Annotated in this window: 9 protein-coding genes; 2 read left to right on the top strand and 7 right to left on the bottom strand. The window is 56.2% G+C overall.

Annotated elements, in window-relative coordinates; translation table 11 throughout:
• Positions 1-55: 55 nt before the first annotated feature.
• Together JTA15_RS15145 and gltB are read right to left on the bottom strand one after the other, a co-directional pair.
• Entirely contained in the window at positions 56-1,474 is a 1,419-nt protein-coding gene (locus JTA15_RS15145) for a glutamate synthase small subunit (protein ID WP_014171835.1), read from the bottom strand.
• A gap of 9 nt (positions 1,475-1,483) precedes the next feature.
• Complete coding sequence (gltB, locus tag JTA15_RS15140) at positions 1,484-5,944, bottom strand: glutamate synthase large subunit (RefSeq protein ID WP_196087936.1); 4,461 nt, start codon at positions 5,942-5,944, stop codon at positions 1,484-1,486.
• Positions 5,945-6,626: 682 nt separating this feature from the next.
• Here gltB and JTA15_RS15135 point away from each other — a divergent pair.
• Positions 6,627-7,568 (top strand): TIGR01212 family radical SAM protein, encoded by a 942-nt coding sequence (locus tag JTA15_RS15135; protein WP_219372464.1) that lies wholly within the window; start codon positions 6,627-6,629, stop codon positions 7,566-7,568.
• Here the strand turns inward: JTA15_RS15135 and JTA15_RS15130 are convergent.
• On the bottom strand, positions 7,548-9,050 hold the full coding sequence (locus tag JTA15_RS15130; protein ID WP_025202916.1) for a helicase HerA-like C-terminal domain-containing protein: 1,503 nt from the start codon (positions 9,048-9,050) through the stop codon (positions 7,548-7,550). The genes JTA15_RS15135 and JTA15_RS15130 overlap by 21 nt on opposite strands.
• A 137-nt stretch (positions 9,051-9,187) precedes the next feature.
• On the opposite strand from JTA15_RS15130, the gene JTA15_RS15125 reads away from it, so the two are divergent.
• The gene (locus JTA15_RS15125; RefSeq protein ID WP_219372463.1) at positions 9,188-10,834 is read left to right on the top strand and encodes a dihydroxyacetone kinase subunit DhaK; all 1,647 of its coding nucleotides are present in this window, start codon (positions 9,188-9,190) and stop codon (positions 10,832-10,834) included.
• 81 nt (positions 10,835-10,915) lie between these two features.
• Here JTA15_RS15125 and JTA15_RS15120 read toward each other — a convergent pair whose 3' ends face one another.
• The 4 genes from JTA15_RS15120 to holC form a co-directional block, all read right to left on the bottom strand.
• Positions 10,916-11,935 (bottom strand): NAD(P)-dependent alcohol dehydrogenase, encoded by a 1,020-nt coding sequence (locus JTA15_RS15120; protein WP_219372462.1) that lies wholly within the window; start codon positions 11,933-11,935, stop codon positions 10,916-10,918.
• An 83-nt stretch (positions 11,936-12,018) separates the two neighbouring features.
• Complete coding sequence (locus tag JTA15_RS15115; RefSeq protein ID WP_020883521.1) at positions 12,019-12,522, bottom strand: GNAT family N-acetyltransferase; 504 nt, start codon at positions 12,520-12,522, stop codon at positions 12,019-12,021.
• Between the two features lie 123 nt (positions 12,523-12,645).
• Entirely contained in the window at positions 12,646-15,501 is a 2,856-nt protein-coding gene (locus JTA15_RS15110) for a valine--tRNA ligase (RefSeq protein WP_047743782.1), read from the bottom strand.
• Positions 15,501-15,944, bottom strand: coding sequence for a DNA polymerase III subunit chi (gene holC, locus JTA15_RS15105; protein ID WP_008502815.1), 444 nt, complete (start codon positions 15,942-15,944; stop codon positions 15,501-15,503). The genes JTA15_RS15110 and holC overlap by 1 nt, the downstream gene beginning before the upstream one ends.
• Positions 15,945-15,946 lie beyond the last annotated feature (2 nt).

Below are 15,946 nucleotides of genomic sequence, written 5' to 3'. Positions count from 1 at the left end.
CGGCGGTTAACCGCATAAAAAAAGCCGGATGGTATTTGCCATCCGGCTTATTTTTTTACACTTCCAGGTAGTTCAGAATACCGTCAGCGGCTTTACGGCCTTCGGCAATCGCGGTAACGACCAGGTCGGAACCGCGAACGATATCACCGCCAGCAAAGATTTTCGGGTTGCTGGTCTGGAACGCGTTTTCGTTGCCTTCCGGCGCAATAACACGACCCTGAGAGTCCAGCTCTACGCTGTGCTTCGCCAGCCACTCCATGCTGTGAGGACGGAAACCGAACGCCATTACTACGGCATCGGCCGGGATCACATGCTCGGAGCCTGCCACGATCTCTGCGCGACGACGACCTTTCGCATCCGGTGCACCCATCTCAGTGCGCGCCATTTTCACGCCGCTCACTTTGCCGTTGGCATTCACTTCAATACCCAGAGGCTGGATGTTGAACTGGAATTCCACGCCCTCTTCACGCGCGTTTTTCACTTCGCGTTTAGAGCCCGGCATGTTCTCTTCGTCACGACGGTAGGCGCAGATCACGTGTGCCGCATTCTGGCGAATGGAGGTACGCACGCAGTCCATCGCGGTATCACCCCCGCCCAGCACCACCACGCGTTTGCCTTCCATGCTGACATACGGCTCATCGGCGGTTTCGCCATAGCCCATGATCTGTTTGGTATTGGCAATCAGGAACGGCAGTGCGTCGAATACGCCCGGCGCATCTTCGTTTTCCAGACCACCGCGCATGGACTGATAGGTTCCCACGCCCAGGAAGACGGCGTCGTAATCCTTCAGCAGGTCGTCGAGCTGCACGTCGCGACCGACTTCCACGTTCAGTTTGAACTCAATACCCATACCGGTGAAGATTTCACGGCGGCGGGTCATGACCTCTTTTTCCAGCTTGAAGGCCGGAATACCGAAGGTCAGCAGACCGCCGATTTCCGGATGGCGGTCAAAGACCACCGCCTTCACGCCGTTACGGGTCAGAACGTCCGCACAGGCCAGGCCCGCCGGGCCCGCACCGATGATCGCCACACGCTTGTCGGTTTGCTTAACGCCGGTCATATCCGGACGCCAGCCCATTTCGAAGGCTTTATCGTTGATATAGCGTTCGATATTACCGATGGTCACCGCGCCAAATTCGTCGTTCAGCGTACAGGAACCTTCACACAGACGGTCCTGAGGACACACGCGGCCGCACACTTCCGGCAGGGTGTTTGTCTGGTGAGACAGCTCGGCAGCTTCAAAAATACGTCCTTCGTTGGCCAGTTTCAGCCAGTTCGGGATGTAGTTATGGACCGGACATTTCCATTCGCAGTAAGGGTTACCGCAGGACAGGCAGCGGTCTGCCTGTGCTTTGGCCTGGCCTTCTGAAAACGGCTCATAGATTTCTACAAATTCAATTTTACGGATCTTCAGCGGTTTCTTTGGCGGATCAACACGCTGCAGGTCGATAAACTGGTATACGTTCTGGCTCATCTGAATTCCTTACTGCGCCTGCACACGCAGCTCTGCTGCGCTACGACTACGGTGACCCAACAGGGCTTTAACATCGCTGGACTTCGGTTTAACCAGCGCGAATTTCGCAGAGAACGCCGGCCAGTTGGCCAGGATCTCTTCGCCGCGCGAAGAACCGGTATGCTGCACGTGTTCGGTAATCAAACCGCGCAGGTGTTCTTCGTGGATAGCCAGCGTTTCAACGTCCAGCACTTCCACCAGTTCAGGGTTCACGCGTTTGCGGAACTCACCGTCTTCATCCAGGACGTAAGCAAAACCGCCCGTCATGCCTGCGCCAAAGTTCACGCCGGTTTTACCCAGGACGCACACAATCCCGCCCGTCATGTATTCACAACCGTTATCACCGATACCTTCAACCACGGTGATGGCACCGGAGTTACGTACGGCGAAACGTTCACCTGCACGACCCGCTGCAAACAGACGACCACCGGTCGCGCCGTACAGACAGGTGTTACCGATGATGCTGGCATCGCAGCTACGGAAGGCAGAACCGACCGGCGGACGCACCGCCAGCAGACCACCCGCCATGCCTTTACCGACGTAGTCGTTGGCATCACCGGTCAGATACAGTTCAACGCCGCCGGCGTTCCACACGCCGAAGCTCTGACCCGCGGTACCGCTGAAGTGTGCGGTAATCGGGTCGGCCGCCAGGCCCTGGTCACCGTGCGTTTGCGCGATGTAACCGGAAAGCGATGCACCGACAGAACGGTCAGTGTTGCGAATATCAAACCAGAACGTTTTGCTCTGCTTGTCATCCACATACGGCTTCGCTTGCTGCAGCAGCTGCGCGTTCAGCACGCCATTGTCGAACGGCGGGTTATTCTCGGTGCAGTAGACCGCTTTGCCAGGATGTGGCTCGGCAGTTTCCAGCAACTTAGACAGCTCAAGCTTCTGCTGTTTGGCTGTGAAACCTTCCAGCTCTTTGAGCAGGTCGGTACGGCCAATCAGATCCACCAGGCGTTTCACGCCCAGCTGTGCCATCAGCTCACGGGTTTCGCGGGCGATGAAATCAAAGTAGTTCGTCACTTTGAACGGCAGGCCGTGGTAATGGTTCTTACGCAGCTTCTCGTCCTGGGTTGCAACACCGGTTGCACAGTTGTTCAGGTGGCAAATACGCAGGTATTTACAGCCGAGCGCGACCATAGGGCCCGTGCCGAAACCAAAGCTTTCCGCACCCAGAATCGCCGCCTTGATGATGTCGAGGCCGGTTTTCAGGCCGCCATCCACCTGCAGACGGATCTTATGACGCAGACCGTTAGCCACCAGCGCCTGCTGGGTTTCCACCAGGCCAAGCTCCCACGGACAGCCCGCGTATTTTACGGAGGAGAGTGGGCTTGCCCCGGTACCACCGTCATAACCGGCGATGGTGATCAGGTCCGCATAGGCTTTTGCCACACCGGTCGCGATGGTGCCAACGCCCGGTTCGGAAACCAGCTTCACGGAGATCATCGCTTTCGGGTTGACCTGTTTCAGGTCGAAAATCAGCTGCGCCAGATCCTCGATAGAATAAATATCGTGATGTGGTGGCGGCGAAATCAGCGTCACACCAGGTACGGAGTAGCGTAATTTGGCGATATACGGCGTGACTTTATCACCCGGTAACTGGCCGCCTTCGCCCGGTTTTGCACCCTGAGCGACTTTAATCTGAATCACGTCGGCGTTAACCAGATACGCTGGCGTGACGCCAAAGCGACCGGATGCAACCTGCTTGATACGTGAGACTTTGTTGGTGCCATAACGGGCAGGGTCTTCACCACCTTCACCGGAGTTTGAATTGCCGCCGATGCTGTTCATCGCTTCAGCCAGCGCTTCGTGAGCTTCCGGGCTGAGCGCACCGATGGACATTGCCGCGGTGTCAAAGCGTTTAAACAGTTCAGTGGCAGGCTCAACGTCGTCAATGCTGACGGCTTCATCACCCGGGTTCAGCGCCAGCAGGTCGCGCAGCGTCGCCGCCGGACGGCTGTTCACCAGTTCAGCATACTGCTGGTAATCGCTGTACTCGCCGCTCTGAACGGCCTGTTGCAGCGTACGCACCACGTCCGGGTTATAAGCGTGATATTCACCGCCGTGGACATACTTCAGCAGGCCACCTTGATCCAGCGGCTTACGTGCCAGCCAGGCGCGTTTCGACAGGTTCATCAGATCCTGCTGGAAGTCAGCGAATCCGGCACCGCCGATACGGCTGATAACACCCTGGAAGCAAAGTGTCGCCACGTCGTCATGCAGACCGACCGCTTCAAACAGCTTCGAGCAGCGGTAGGAGGCGATGGTCGAGATGCCCATTTTGGACATAATTTTGTACAGGCCTTTGTTGATGCCGTTACGGTAGTTCAGCATCACCGTGCGGTAATCTTTGTCGATAGCACGGGTATCCACGAGACGCGCCAGCGTTTCGTAGGCCAGGTACGGGTAAATAGCCGTCGCACCAAAGCCTAACAGCACGGCAAAGTGGTGCGGATCGCGGGCGCTGGCGGTTTCAACAATGATGTTGGCGTCGCAGCGCAGGCTCTTATCGACCAGACGCGTCTGGATAGCACCTACCGCCATTGGAGCCGGTACCGGCAGACGGTTTTTCGCAATATTGCGGTCAGAGAGCACCAGCAGAACGGTACCGTTACGCACCATCTGTTCCGCTTTGTCACACAGCGCGTTCACCGTCTCTTCGAGGGTCACTTCGGTCACGTCGAAAGTGATATCGAGCGTGTCGGCGCGGTAGTGATCCTCTTTCAGGGTGGTGAGCTGTTTGAAATCAGAGTACAGCAGGATCGGCGATTTAAAGGTCAGGCGGTGCGCCTGGCCTTCAGCTTCGCAGAAGACGTTCATCTCGCGACCAATGCTGGTGGCCAGTGACATCACGTGTGCTTCACGCAGCGGATCGATTGGCGGGTTGGTCACCTGCGCAAACTGCTGACGGAAGTAATCATAAATGATGCGTGGCTGGCTGGAGAGCACGGCAAACGGGGTATCGTCACCCATGGAGCCGACCGCTTCCTGGCCATTTTCACCGAGTACGCGGATCACGGAATCCAGCTCTTCGGCGCTGTAGTTAAACTGTTTCTGGAAGCTGGCGAGCGTATCGTCGTCCAGCTCACGACTGCCCACTTCTTCATCCGGCAGATCTTCGAATGGCACCAGGCGACGAACGTTTTTCTCCATCCACTCTTTGTACGGATGGCGGCTCTTCAGATCGTTATCGGTTTCAGCAGAGTGCAGAATGCGCCCACCGCGGGTGTCGATAACCATCAGCTCGCCCGGGCCAACGCGGCCTTTCTCAACCACTTCGTCAGGCTGGTAATCCCAGATACCGACTTCAGAGGCGCAGGTGATGAGCTTATCTTTGGTGATGACGTAGCGTGCCGGACGCAGACCGTTACGGTCCAGGTTACAGGCAGCAAAGCGACCGTCGGACATAACGATGCCCGCCGGGCCATCCCACGGCTCCATGTGCATGGAGTTAAAGTCGAAGAACGCGCGCAGCTCTGGATCCATATCCGGGTTGTTCTGCCATGCCGGTGGCACGAGCAGACGCATGGCGCGCACGATATCCATACCGCCTGCCAGCAGCAGCTCCAGCATGTTATCCATGGAGCTGGAGTCAGAGCCGGTTTCGTTAACGAACGGCGCGGCATCATGCAGGTCAGGGATCAGTGGCGTCTGGAACTTATAGGTACGAGCACGCGCCCACTGGCGGTTACCGGTAATGGTATTGATCTCGCCGTTGTGCGCCAGGTAGCGGAACGGCTGTGCCAGCGGCCAGCGAGGGACGGTGTTGGTGGAGAAGCGCTGGTGGAAGAGGCAGATGGCCGATTCCAGACGCAGGTCCGCCAGGTCCAGGTAGAAGCGCGGCAGGTCAGCCGGCATACACAGACCTTTATAGATGTTCACCAGGTTAGAGAGGCTACAGACGTAGAACTCTTTGTCATCCTGGAGACGTTTTTCAATGCGACGACGGGCGATAAACAGACGGCGTTCCATATCACGCGGACGCCAGCCCGCAGGGGCATTAACAAAAATCTGTTCAATTCGAGGCAGCGAGGAGAGGGCGATTTCGCCGAGTACCCCTTCGTTGGTTGGCACATCGCGCCAGCCAACAATAGACAGGGTTTCACGTTGAAGTTCTTCTTCGACGATGCGGCGTGAGGCGGCAGCTTTTTCAGGATCCTGATTCAGGAACAGCATACCGACAGCGTAGTTTTTGGCTAAACGCCAGCCGCGCTCTTCCGCAACGATACGGAAGAAACGATCCGGTTTTTGCAGCAGCAGACCGCAACCGTCGCCGGTTTTACCATCAGCAAGGATGGCACCACGGTGCTGCATGCGGGCCAGTGCGTGAATAGCAGTACGCACTACCTTGTGGCTAGGTTCGCCTTCTATGTGGGCGATCAGGCCGAAACCACAGTTATCCTTCTCAAGGGATTTATCGTACAACATATCAGTGAACCTCCCCAGGCTCGTCGGGCTTCCCACTGAACCGTGGCGCACAGGCACAGAAAGAGCATGGCGACGGGGTTTGCGTTTCATACGCGTACCTCGCATTCGCCCTCTTTTTCATCCTTTCGCGCAGGTAAACAAGTTTGAGGACTTGCTTCAGAGGGAATCTCAATTACTGCATAAATATGATGAGCAGGCTGCTCATCCAGAAAGCTTCCAGCGGATTTCCAACTTATCGGGAATTGGTACACAGGTCAAATGGCAATCTTATTTATACAAAAATGTGCTAAAGCGTAGTTAACTATTTGTATATAAAAGAAATTCAACTCTATTTACAACGTTTGTAAGCTGTGGCGAGACGCAGCGGAGTGTGATCTGACTCACTATATGAAAGCGGTATTATCGATGTAGCGTGCTGAATAGCCGTTTTTTAGCAGAATAATTCTCTACGATGAAATGCAAACCCGCATAAAGTCACTGTTTTTCAGTGCTGGCGCTATAAGTGAAAAAAACAATCAGAACATAAGGAAAAGTAATCACAACTGGCGTGAATGAAATTGCAGTAATCCTGAGTATTTATTCATAGAGGTAAAGGCCGTCCAGGGCGATTGATCCAGGTCATCGCCGACAGAGGCTAAAAATGGCAGGCTTGTCCCCTTTCTTTGGGACGGTCTATCAGATTATGCAGTTACAGAAATTAGTCAACATGTTTGGTGGGGATCTTTTGCAGCGTTATGGGCAAAAGGTTCACAAGCTGACGCTGCATGGCGGTTTTAGCTGCCCGAACCGTGACGGGACGATCGGGCGCGGGGGCTGTACTTTCTGTAATGTGGCGTCTTTTGCTGACGAAGCGCAGCAGCATCGTTCTATCGTCGAACAGCTGTCCCATCAGGCGAGTCTGGTCAACCGTGCGAAACAGTATCTGGCCTATTTCCAGGCCTACACCAGCACATGGGCGGAAGTACAGGTCTTGCGTTCCATGTATCAGCAGGCGGTAAGTCAGGCCAGTATCGTAGGGCTGTGTGTGGGCACCCGCCCGGACTGCGTGCCGGAAGCGGTACTGGACCTGCTCAGCGAGTACAAGGAGCAGGGGTATGAGATCTGGCTGGAGCTGGGCCTGCAAAGTGCGCACGACAAAACTCTGCACCGCATCAACCGTGGACATGATTTTGCCTGTTACCAGCGCACCACACGTCTCGCGCGTGAGCGTGGGCTAAAGGTGTGCTCGCACCTGATTGTCGGCCTGCCAGGCGAAGGGCAGCAGCACGGTCTTGAGACACTGGAAAAGGTGGTCGAGACCGGTGTGGACGGAATTAAGCTGCATCCACTGCACATCGTGAAGGGCAGTATCATGGCCAAAGCCTGGGAAGCCGGGCGCTTAACCGGTATTGAGCTTGATGCGTATACGATGACGGCGGGGGAGATGATTCGGCACACCCCGCCGGAGATTGTCTACCACCGCATCTCCGCCAGCGCCCGCCGTCCAACGCTTCTTGCACCGCTCTGGTGTGAGAACCGCTGGACGGGGATGGTGGAAATCGACCGTTATCTGCAAGATCACGGCGTACAGGGATCGGCGCTTGGTCGCCCCTGGGTTCCCCGCTTACCGGCGACGACCGCCTAACAGGCTCCCCAGCATGCCGCGTACAATCTGATTCGTGACCTGACGCGCTGCACTTTTCGCCATGGTCTGCACGACGCCATCGCGTTTGCCGCCGCGTGGTCCGGTTGTACCAAACAGGATATCCTTAAGCCCGCCCAGGATGCCGTCGTCCACGGCAACAGACTGGCCTTTGGCGGCAGGCGCGTCCTGGGATTCGGTGGTGGCCTGTACCCCTTTTTGCAGCATCTCGAATGCCGACTCGCGATCCACGTCGTCCTCATACTTACCATACAGCGGGGAGCGGTTAATCAGGCCGTTGCGTTCATCGTCCGTCACGGGCCCCATCCGGGAGCAAGGGGCAATCACCATTGCGCGCTCCACAACGGACGGGCTGCCTTTTGCATCCAGGAAAGAGATAAGCGCTTCACCGGTGCCCAACGCCTGGATGGCCGCTTCGGTATCAAATGCCGGGTTCGCTCGCATGGTTTGCGCGGCGGCTTTGACGGCCTTCTGATCTTTCGGCGTAAAGGCGCGCAGGGCATGCTGTACGCGGTTACCAAGCTGTCCTAGCACGTTGTCAGGAATATCGGACGGGTTTTGCGAAACAAACCAGACGCCGACGCCTTTAGAGCGGATCAGGCGGATCACCTGTTCAATCTTATCCAGCAGAACCTGTGGCGCATCGTTAAACAGCAGGTGCGCTTCGTCGAAGAAGAAGACCAGCTTGGGCTTGTCGAGATCGCCGGCTTCAGGTAACTGCTCGTACAGTTCAGAGAGCATCCACAGCAGGCTGGCGGCGTAGAGCTTCGGCATCTGGTAGAGCTTCTCTGAGCTCAGAATATTGATGATGCCTTTCCCGTTGCTGTCGGTGCGCATCCAGTCCTTGATATCCAGCATCGGTTCGCCAAAGAAATGTTCGGCACCCTGTTGCTCCAGGGTCAGTAACCCGCGCTGGATGGCCCCGACTGAGGCGCTGCTGATATTACCGTACTGGTTCTGGAACGATTTGGCGTTATCACCGATGTACTGGGTAATGGCCCGCAGATCTTTGAAATCAAGCAGCAGCAGACCCTGGTCGTCGGCAATACGGAAGATGATGTTCAGCACACCGGACTGCACGTCGTTGAGGTTGAGCAGACGAGCCAGCAGCAGCGGACCGAGATCGGAGACGGTTGCACGTACCGGGTGACCTTTCTCACCAAAGATATCCCATAACACGACCGGATTGTTGTGCGGTGTCCAGTCCGTGATGCCGATATTTTTGAGTCGGTCGAGCAGTTTTTCGGACGGAGTGCCTTCCTGAGCCACACCGGTTAAATCGCCTTTTACATCGGCCATAAAGACCGGTACGCCAATCTCTGAAAGCGACTCTGCCAGCTTCTGCAGGGTCACGGTTTTCCCCGTCCCGGTGGCCCCGGTGATGAGACCGTGGCGGTTGGCCATCGCGGGCAGTAAAAACAGCTCTTTGTCCAGCGTGCGGGCAATTAACAATGGTGTACTCATAATGCGCTTCCTCTCTTAGTCCTCGGTCGAGTATAGGCAACCTGACGGCAAAATGGCTGAGTAAATTGCTGACTTTGCGGCGCATTATCCAGCGCGGACTATGCTTTTGCATACGGTTCACAAAATTTTGGAAAACTATGTCCAGATTCTTCTTTAACGATCGCAAACAGCTGGTCAACGACGCCATCGAAGGCATACTGATTTCGGCACCACACGCTAATCTCGTCAAACTTGATATCGACCCGGCCATTCGGGTGGTGGCGCGCAGCGACTGGGATAAAAGCCGGGTGGCGGTCATTTCAGGCGGTGGCTCTGGTCACGAACCTGCACACGCCGGGTTTGTCGGCAAAGGGATGCTCACGGCAGCGGTGTGCGGGGATCTTTTTGCTTCGCCGAGCGTTGATGCGGTGCTGAACGCCATTGTGGCGGTAACGGGCGATCGGGGTTGTCTGCTGATCGTGAAAAATTACACCGGCGACCGGCTTAATTTCGGCCTGGCGGCAGAAAAAGCCAAGCGCTATGGCCTGAAGGTCGAGATGGTCATTGTCGCCGATGATATTGCCCTGCCGGATAACAAGCAGCCGCGCGGTATCGCCGGTACGGCACTGGTTCATAAAATCGCGGGCTATGCGGCAGAGCATGGCAAATCACTGACCGAGGTGCGCGATATCGCGCAGCAGGCTTGCGATAATCTCTGGAGCCTGGGCGTGGCAATGCAAACCTGTAACCTGCCGGGCAGCGATGATGAAGAGGGGCGGATCAAGCAGGGGCACGTGGAGCTGGGGCTCGGGATCCACGGGGAGCCTGGTGCCTCGGTTGTCGATACGCAAAACAGCAAAGCCATCATCGAGACGCTGGTCGAGCCGCTCAAAGCGCAGGCCGGTAACGGGCGTTTTGCGGTGCTTATCAATAACCTCGGCGGCGTGTCGGCGCTGGAGATGGCGTTGCTCACCAAAGAGCTCGCCCACTCGGCGCTGAAAGAGAATATCGCTTATCTGATTGGTCCGGTACCGCTGGTGAGTGCCCTGGATATGAAAGGCTTTTCGCTGACGTTGCTGAAGCTTAACGATCTGTTCGAAAAAGCTCTCCATGAAGAGGTGGAGACGTTGGGCTGGCAGAAGCCGGTGGCGTTTGCGCCGCTGCGCGTGCAGGAACATAGCGCGATCCATGACCGCGTGGAATATACCGCCTCGGACAATCCACGGGTCGCAGAGATCGTCTCCACGGTCACGCAGACGCTGATCCAGCTGGAAAACCGCCTCAATGCGCTGGATGCCAAAGTGGGTGATGGCGATACGGGCTCTACCTTTGCGCAAGGGGCGCGGGATATTGCGCAGCGTCTGGAGAAGAAACAGCTTCCGCTAAATGATGTGTCGACGCTGTTGCTGCTGGTTGGCGAGCGGCTGGCAACGGTTATGGGGGGCTCAAGCGGTGTGCTGATGTCGATCTTTTTTACCGCTGCCGGGCAGACGTTGCACGACGGTCAGCCGTTGCCGGAAGCACTCTTAAGCGGGCTGGCGCAGATGAAGCAGTATGGTGGGGCAGATCTTGGCGATCGCACCTTGATCGATGCCCTGCAACCGGCGCTGGAGGCATTGCAGAAAGGCGACCTTCAGGCTGCTGCGCAGGCTGCGAACGCGGGCGCTGAGGCGACAGCGAATATGGTGAAAGCGGGTGCTGGACGTTCGTCGTATGTCAACAAAGAGAACCTGGAGGGGGTGACCGACCCGGGGGCCGTGGCGGTAGCAGAGGTGTTCAAGGCAATGACCGCAGCAAAACGGTAGCGTTTTGAGTATTACACCCTCTCCCGACGGGAGAGGGTGGCGATGCGTGCAATCAGGCCGCACGCATCCCGCGAGTTCACATCAAAAATCCGCTTTCAACACCACGCGATAACGGGCTTTACCGTCACGCACATGCTGGATAGCTTCGTTGATTTTAGACATCGGATACAGTTCGGTGGTGGGCGCCACTTTAGTGCGTCCGGCAAACTTCATCAGTTTGCGCAATTCGAACGGCGTACCGGTTGCTGAACCGGAGACGCTGCGATCCCCCCCGATCAGCGTAAACGCAGGCACCGGCAGCGGTTTCATCACTGCACCGACGGTGTGGAAGTTACCGCCGTGGGCCAGCGCTTCAAAGTACGGTTGCCAGTCGAGATCGACGTTAACGGTATTGATGATCAGATCAAACTGACCTGCCAGCGATTTAAGCGCTTGCGGATCGCGGCTGTTGACTACCTTATCCGCCCCCATCGCCAGCACTTCTTTCTCTTTGGCCGCGTTCGAGCTAAACGCCGTGACTTCACAGCCCATCGCGTGCAGCAGTTTAATTGCGATATGGCCCAGACCACCAATCCCGATGACACCCACACGGCTGGTGGCGGTGACATGATGCATCAGCAGCGGTTTGAATACGGTGATACCGCCGCACAGCAGCGGACCGGCAGATTCGATATCAATGCTGTCCGGCAGGGGAATAACCCATTGCCAGTCGGCACGCAGTTTATCGGCGAAACCGCCTTTGTTCAGAATGGTAGGGACTGCGCCTTCGAGGCAGTTAATTTGGTTACCGCTGATACAGGCATCGCAGTGACCACAGCTGCGCGCCGTCCAGCCAATACCCACGCGCTGGCCGACCTTCAGCCCTTTGTCCTGTGCGGCGCTACCGAGCGCCACAACGCGGCCAATGACTTCGTGGCCGGCAATCAGTGGATACTGTGAGAAGCCCCATTCATTGTCGATCATGGAGAGATCGGAGTGGCAGATCCCGCAGTAATCAACCTGCACTTCGACGTCTTCTGCTTTTAGGTCGCCCGCATCGTATTCGTACAGCTCAAGTTCTGCACCCGCCTGCGGTGCGGCGTAGCTTTTTATCTTCGACATCGTGTTTCCCCCGTTATGGTGTGAACTGAGAGTGTAGAGCATTCAGTTTACAGTCGCTTAACAGAAGAGGGCAGGAATGCCCTTTACAGAGTTTTCAGCATCCTGACTTCGCAATCGACGTGGCCGGTACAGCCCAGCGGCGCATCAATATGCGTAAAGCCCAGATGTTCATACAGGCCAATGGCCTCTTTGAGGAAGGCGGTTGTTTCCAGGTAACAGCGTTTAAAACCCTGAGTACGCGCATGTTCAAGGGCGATAAGCGCCAGCTTTTTCGCCAGCCCTTGCCCGCGTACCGACGGCAGAAAATACATTTTTTGCAGTTCGCAGATATCCGGCTCGCTGCAGCTTAAAGGCGCCACGCCACCGCCGCCCACCACCTGGCCGTTCTGCTCAATAACCCAATAGGCGTAGCCCGGCTGGCTGTACAACTGAAACAGCTCATCCAGATTCGGGTCGGCAACGGTATAGCCTTTGTCGGCGGTCAGGCCATACTCTGCGGAAACCGTTCGGATAACGGCGGCAATAGCCGGGTTGTCCTGCTCAGTGATCCGACGCATCGTCGTCGCGACGGGGGTAATCACGCTCATAGTCTTACTCATTACAAAAATTGACACACAACTGCTGTTAATAGCACCGCAGTAAAGGGAGCGCAAGCGAGGAGTTTTCAGGAAGGATACCCCTTACGCCCTGAAGCGTAAGGGGTAAAAGCATTACAGGGCTGCAATAACCGCCTGCTGCTCGATCAGTTTGGTCTTAGCATCGGCGAAGGCAACCAGACGCTCACGTTCTTTCGCGATAACCGCTTCCGGCGCACGGGCAACAAAGCCTTCATTCGCCAGTTTGCTTTCGATTTTGCCAATTTCCACATCGACCTTAGCCACTTCTTTTGCCAGACGAGCCAGCTCAGCGTCTTTGTCGATAAGACCTGCCATCGGGATCAGCAGCTCGGCGCCGTCGATGATTTTGGTCACGGATACCGGACCTTTGTCATCCGCAGGCAGCACGGTGATGCTTTCCAGACGCGCCATGGTTTTCAGAAAGGTGTTGTTCTCGGTGACACGGCGAACAGCAGCCTCACTGCAACCGCGCAGCAGCAGCTCCAGAGGTTTACCCGGGGCGATGTTCATTTCGGCACGGATATTACGTACCGCCACGATCGCCTGTTTCAGCCATTCGGTATCGGCTGACGCCGCTTCATCGACCTTCGCTGCATCGAATTCCGGGAACGGCTGCAGCATGATGGTGTCGGCGTTGATGCCGGCAATCACTTTCACACGCTGCCAGATGGTTTCGGTGATGAATGGAATAATCGGGTGCGCCAGACGCAGCAGACCTTCCAGAACGGTAATCAGCGTGTTGCGCGTACCGCGCAGTTCCGCGTCAGAACCGCCGTTCATTACCGGTTTTGCCAGCTCAAGGTACCAGTCACAGAACTGGTTCCAGGTGAATTCATACAGAATGCCCGCCGCGATATCGAAGCGGTAACTGTCCAGCGCTTCGCGGAAGGCTTTCACCGTCTGGTTGAACTCTGCCAGGATCCAGCGATCGGCCAGAGACAGGGTCATCTCGCCGCCGTTGAAGCCGCAATCCTGATCTTCGGTGTTCATCAGCACGAAGCGGCTGGCGTTCCACAGCTTGTTACAGAAGTTACGGTAACCTTCCAGGCGCTTCATGTCCCAGTTGATGTCACGACCGGTTGAAGCCAGTGCCGCCAGAGTGAAACGCAGGGCGTCAGTACCGTGAGGTTCGATCCCATTCGGGAACTGTTTCTCAGTACGCTTGCGGATCTTCTCTGCCAGCTGCGGTTGCATCATGTTGCCGGTACGTTTTTCCAGCAGCTCTTCGAGGGAGATACCGTCAACCATGTCCAGCGGGTCGATAACGTTACCCTTGGACTTGGACATCTTCTGGCCTTCGTCGTCACGAATCAGACCGGTCATGTAGACGGTATGGAACGGAACCTGTGGCTTGCCGTTTTCATCTTTGATGAAGTGCATGGTCATCATGATCATGCGGGCGATCCAGAAGAAGATGATGTCGAAGCCGGACACCATCACGCTGGTTGGGTGGAACTGACGCAGCGCGTCGGTGTTCTCCGGCCAGCCCAGCGTGGAGAAGGTCCACAGTGCGGAGGAGAACCAGGTGTCCAGTACGTCTTCGTCCTGACGCAGGGCGACATCGGCACTCAGGTTGTTTTCCTGACGAACTTCATCTTCGCTGCGGCCAACATAGACGTTGCCTTCGCTGTCGTACCAGGCCGGGATACGGTGGCCCCACCACAGCTGACGGGAGATACACCAGTCCTGAATATCACGCATCCAGGAGAAGTACATGTTTTCATACTGCTTCGGCACGAACTGGATGTCGCCGTTCTCAACCGCTTCAACAGCCGGTTTCGCCAGCACGTCGGCGCGCACGTACCACTGGTCGGTCAGCATTGGCTCGATAACAACACCACCACGGTCACCGTACGGCACGGTCAGATCGTGAGGTTTGATCTCTTCCAGCAGGCCGAGTGCATCCACTGCAGCGACAATCGCTTTACGCGCGGCAAAACGTTCCATTTTCTGGAATTCAGCCGGAATGTCGCTGGAGTAAACGTCGGATTCGTTACCTTTGGTGTCATACACTTCCGCGCTTTCACGGATATCACCGTCGAACGTCAGAATGTTGATCATTGGCAGGGCGTGACGACGGCCCACTTCGTAGTCGTTGAAGTCGTGTGCCGGGGTGATTTTCACACAGCCGGTGCCTTTTTCCATGTCGGCGTGTTCATCGCCCACAACGGGAATGCGGCGGTTAACCAGTGGCAGCACCACGAATTTGCCAATCAGATCTTTATAACGCGGATCTTCCGGGTTAACGGCCACGCCGGTATCGCCCAGCAGGGTTTCCGGACGGGTGGTCGCTACCACCAGGTAATCTTTACCGTCTGCCGTTTTAGCGCCGTCGGCCAGCGGATAGCGGATATGCCACATGGAGCCTTTAGACTCACGGTTTTCCACTTCCAGGTCGGAGATAGCGGTGCGCAGTTTAGGGTCCCAGTTTACCAGGCGCTTGCCACGGTAAATCAGGTCTTCTTTGTACAGACGGACAAACACTTCTTTAACGGCGTTGGAAAGGCCTTCGTCCATGGTGAAGCGCTCGCGCTCCCAGTCCACGGAGTTGCCAAGACGGCGCATCTGACGGGTGATGGTACCGCCGGATTCTGCTTTCCACTGCCAGATTTTATCGATGAACGCGTCGCGACCGTAGTCGTGGCGGGTTTTACCTTCTTCAGCGGCAATTTTACGCTCAACCACCATCTGGGTCGCGATACCCGCGTGGTCAGTCCCCGCCTGCCACAGGGTGTTTTTGCCCTGCATGCGCTGGTAGCGGATCATGGTATCCATGATGGTCTGCTGGAAGGCATGACCCATATGCAAACTGCCGGTGACGTTCGGCGGTGGGATCATGATGCAGAAGGACTCTTTGCTTTCATCGCCGTTAGGCTTGAAATAGCCCTGCTGTTCCCAGTGCTCGTAAAGCGGCTGTTCGATATCGCGTGGGTTATATGTCTTTTCCATTATTTCCAGGTTGCCGTATTCAGGTTAAAACCAGCCAGGCGGTACGCTTTATAGCGTTCGCGCGCCAGTTGTTTCAAAGATTCTTCGTAAGGGACAAAGTCTACCACTTCTGTGAAAGCGGTGGCAAAATCTGCAAAATCTATCCGCAGGCTAATCAGAATATCGCGCGCGCTGCTGTTGCGCTTTTGCGGCCAGGCAATCTCTACCGGTGCGCCGCCACGAGGGCCTTCGCCAGACAGATTATGCGGAACAAAACTCTCCGGCGGGCGTGCCCAGAGTGCTTCGTCAAGGCGGATGGCCTGCTGCTCATCTTCGCAGGCAATCAAAACGCGTTTACCTGCGCGCCAACGTTCTGCGGCAATTTCACACACCAGCTGTTCAACTGCGCTGAGGCCGTCCTGATGGGTGTCGTTGTCCAGAAGGTAGAACGTTGCATTCTTCATAT

Origin of the sequence: Enterobacter sp. BIDMC 29, assembly GCF_019378755.1 — a bacterium.
Lineage (GTDB): Bacteria > Pseudomonadota > Gammaproteobacteria > Enterobacterales > Enterobacteriaceae > Enterobacter > Enterobacter ludwigii.
This window is presented reverse-complemented; position numbering and strand designations above follow the sequence as displayed.